The organism is Pseudomonas sp., assembly GCF_030147005.1.
Lineage (GTDB): Bacteria > Pseudomonadota > Gammaproteobacteria > Pseudomonadales > Pseudomonadaceae > Aquipseudomonas.
This window is the reverse complement of the sequence record NZ_JASLAW010000194.1, coordinates 1-3,391: the sequence shown is the minus strand read 5'-3', so window position 1 is coordinate 3,391 and position 3,391 is coordinate 1. Positions and strand designations below refer to the sequence as shown.

General features: G+C 60.7%; 3 protein-coding genes and 1 pseudogene. 3 read left to right on the top strand and 1 reads right to left on the bottom strand.

The window, feature by feature from the left end; genetic code table 11:
* Window positions 1–72 precede the first annotated feature (72 nt).
* Window positions 73–1,221 carry an aldose epimerase family protein gene (locus Q1V60_RS17880; RefSeq protein WP_300633019.1) on the bottom strand — a complete coding sequence of 383 codons (1,149 nt, stop codon included), beginning with the start codon at window positions 1,219–1,221 and terminating at the stop codon, window positions 73–75.
* 136 nt (window positions 1,222–1,357) lie between these two features.
* Here Q1V60_RS17880 and Q1V60_RS17875 point away from each other — a divergent pair, with 136 nt between their 5' ends.
* The 3 genes and pseudogenes from Q1V60_RS17875 to Q1V60_RS17865 form a co-directional block, all read left to right on the top strand.
* Complete coding sequence (locus Q1V60_RS17875) at window positions 1,358–2,125, top strand: SDR family oxidoreductase (protein ID WP_300633017.1); 768 nt, start codon at window positions 1,358–1,360, stop codon at window positions 2,123–2,125.
* 123 nt (window positions 2,126–2,248) lie between these two features.
* Window positions 2,249–3,076, top strand: coding sequence for a glutathione-dependent disulfide-bond oxidoreductase (gene yghU / locus Q1V60_RS17870; protein ID WP_300633015.1), 828 nt, complete (start codon window positions 2,249–2,251; stop codon window positions 3,074–3,076).
* Window positions 3,077–3,087: 11 nt separating this feature from the next.
* A pseudogene (locus Q1V60_RS17865) lies at window positions 3,088–3,283 on the top strand (helix-turn-helix domain-containing protein); the annotation flags it as partial.
* Window positions 3,284–3,391: the final 108 nt, after the last annotated feature.

Genomic DNA, 3,391 nt, shown 5'->3' with positions numbered 1-3,391 from the left:
CGAACGCGGTATGTCAGAAACAGACTTGCTGTCTGATACATCGCATTCGCGAGCAAGCCCGCTCCCACATTTTTATTCGGCGGTGAACTTGAAAACGGTGTTCTGGGTGTAAGTCTGCCCTGGGTTCAAGCGAGTCGAGGCAAATGTTGGCTGGTTGGGCGCATCCGGGAAATGCTGGGTTTCGAGGGTGAACCCGCTCCAGTGCAGGTAGGTTTTACCCGCTTTACCCTTCACTGAACCGTCGAGGAAGTTGCTGGTGTAGAACTGCACCCCAGGCTCACTGGTGTAGAGCTGCAAACGCCGGCCCGACTCGGGATCATGCACCTCGGCCGCAAGCTGCTTGACGTCACCCTTGGTATCCAAGGCCCAGTTGAAGTCGAACCCACCCTGTTTCGGTTCGGCAAACTTGAGCTGCGGATGGTCGTCTTTTAGGTGCTGGCCAATCGGCGTGGGCTTGAGGAAGTCCATCGGCGTGCCCTTGACCGGGGCGAGTTCGCCGGTGGGGATCAGCGTTGCATTGACCGGGGTGTAATGGCTGGCGTGCAACGTCGCGACTTGCTTGAGGATGTCGCCGTTGCCCGCGCCGGCCAAGTTGAAGTAGCTGTGGTTGGTGAGGTTGAGCACGGTCGGTTTGTCGGTGGTGGCCGTGTAGTCGATGTGCAGTTCGTTCTTGTCGTTGAGGCGATAGGTGACTTCGGTTTTCAGGTTGCCGGGGAAGCCCATCTCGCCGTCCTTGGACAGGTAGCTGAGCTTCACGCCGACCGAGTCCTTGTCCTTGACCGACTCGGCCTTCCATACCTGCTTGTCGAAGCCCTGGGCGCCGCCATGCAGCGAGTTGGGGCCGTCGTTGAGCGGCACCTGGAAGCGTTTGCCGTCGAGCTCAAAAGCACCGCCGGCCAGGCGATTGCCAAAGCGACCGATGGTCGCGCCGAAAAACGCCGTGCCGGCCTGGTAGCCCTGCACGTCGTCGAAACCGAGCACCACGTCGTCGACCTTGCCGTGTTTGTCCGGCACCTTCAGCGATTGCAGCACGCCGCCGTAGGTGATGACCGTGGCTTGCATGCCATGGCTGTTGCGCAGGATGTACTGTTCGACGGCGGTGCCGTCGTTGGTTTTACCGAAAGCTTTGTGCTCGCTGCTGAGCCCTGCCGCCTGGGCGCCGCCGCTGGCGACCAGCATGGACATGGCAAGGCCCGAAAGCAGGTATCGAGGGTGCTTCATGGTCGAACTTCCTTTTGTTGTTTTGAGTGGAATAGTTCTACTAATAGCGATATTTTGTCGGTGTGACAGCGAATTTATAGCCTTAAACGCCGATTTCGTAAAATAAAATAAGACTAATTGATCGAGGCACCGTTATATGAGTACTGCACAGGCTGTTTATCCCGACCTTGAAGGCAAGACCGTATTGATCTCAGGGGGCGCCTCGGGTATCGGCGAGTTCATGGTGCGCGCCTTTGCCGCGCAGGGCGCCAAGGTGGCCTTTGTGGACCGCGCGCAAAGCCAGGGCGAACGCCTGGCGGCGCTGTTGAGTTCACAGGGCCGCACGGTGGAGTTCGTGTGCTGCGACATCACCGACGAGATCGGTTTTCGCGCGGCCATCACGCGTTTCGAGCAGTCGCTTGGCCCGATCACGGTGCTGGTGAACAACGCGGCGAACGATGTGCGCCATACCCTGGAAGAAGTCGACTCGCAGATGTTCGACCGGTTGATCGCGGTCAACCTCAAACATGCATTCTTTGCCGCCAAGGCCGTGGTGCCGATGATGAAAGGCGCCGGAGGCGGTTCGATCATCAACCTGGGCTCGGTCGGCTGGATGATGGCCTCTGCCGGTTACCCGGTATACGCCGCCAGCAAGGCCGCCGCCCATGGCATGACCCGCGGTTTGGCGCGGGAGCTGGGGCCGCACCACATCCGCGTCAATACGCTGGTGCCGGGTTGGGTAATGACGGAAAAACAACTGGCCATGTGGGTGGATGACGCGGCCAGGGATTTGATCGCCCGCAGCCAGTGCATGCCCGGCAGCGTGATGCCGGAGCATATCGCCAATATGGCGTTGTTTCTGGCTTCGGATGCGTCTGCGATGTGCTCGGCGCAGAACTTTATCGTCGACGGCGGTTGGGTGTAGGCGAGGGCACTTGGGGCGAGGGAACCCGCAGTTGGCGCTGCAACGCTTATTCAGTGGGTTCCCGCAAAGCCAGCCTTTGGTTTAGTCTGGAGCGCTTCGTCGATCGCTTCAGGAGCAGCAAGCATGACCGATTACGTACCCCCTAAAGTCTGGACCTGGGACGCCGAAAGCGGCGGCACCTTCGCCAGCATCAACCGGCCCATCGCCGGCGCCACCCACGAGAAGGCGCTGCCGGTGGGCAAGCATCCGCTGCAGGTGTACTCCCTGGCCACGCCCAATGGGCAAAAGGTCACCATCCTGCTCGAAGAGCTGTTGGCGCTCGGGCACACCGGCGCCGAATACGACGCCTGGCTGATCAAGATCGGCGACGGCGACCAGTTCGGCAGCGGCTTTGTGGCGGTAAACCCCAATTCGAAGATTCCGGCGTTGATGGACCACAGCGGTGCCACGCCGATTCGTGTGTTCGAGTCCGGCGCGATCCTGCATTACCTTGCCGAGAAGTTCGGCGCGTTCCTCCCCACCGAACCTGCGGCCCGTGCGGAGTGCTTGTCGTGGCTGTTCTGGCAGATGGGCAGCGCGCCTTATCTGGGCGGCGGCTTCGGGCATTTCTACGCGTATGCGCCAAGCAAGATGGAGTACCCGATCAATCGCTTCGCCATGGAGGCCAAGCGTCAGCTGGATGTGCTGGACAAGCGCCTGGCGGTGAGCGAATACATTGCCGGGGATGAATACACCATTGCCGATATCGCCATCTGGCCGTGGTACGGCGGCCTGGTCAAAGGGCGTTTGTATGGGGCGGCGGAGTTTTTGTCGGTGCATGAGTACAAGCACGTGCAGCGCTGGGCGGATGCGATCGACGCGCGCCCGGCGGTGCAGCGCGGGCGGCGGGTGAATCGTGTCTCGGGCGACGATCAGTTGGCCGAGCGCCATGATGCAAGCGACCTGGACTGATTGAATCCCCACGCCTGGGCTCCAGCCATCCGAAGCTGACCCAGGCGGTTTTGCTCATGCAAGCCAATCGAAGAGCCGCTGACCACCGACGAAATTGCTCAGCACGTGTGCGTGTCACGACGACAACTGGAACGCATCTTCAAGCAATACCTCAACCATGTTCCAAGCCAGTATTACCTGGAGCTGCGCCTTAACAAGGCGCGCCAGAGGGAGGGGGCAAGCCCCAATGCCAGTCAGTTAAGCGCTAGAGCAGGCAACCGTCGGCCTGTGGCGAGGGAGCTTGCTCCCGCTGGGCCGCGAAGCGACCCCAGAAAA

Excerpts from the sequence above, each read along its gene's own strand:
- Q1V60_RS17880 (WP_300633019.1), bottom strand. The coding sequence starts at position 1,221 with ATGAAGCACCCTCGATACCTGCTTTCGGGCCTTGCCATGTCCATGCTG.
- Q1V60_RS17875 (WP_300633017.1), top strand. The coding sequence starts at position 1,358 with ATGAGTACTGCACAGGCTGTTTATCCCGACCTTGAAGGCAAGACCGTA.
- yghU (WP_300633015.1), top strand. The coding sequence starts at position 2,249 with ATGACCGATTACGTACCCCCTAAAGTCTGGACCTGGGACGCCGAAAGC.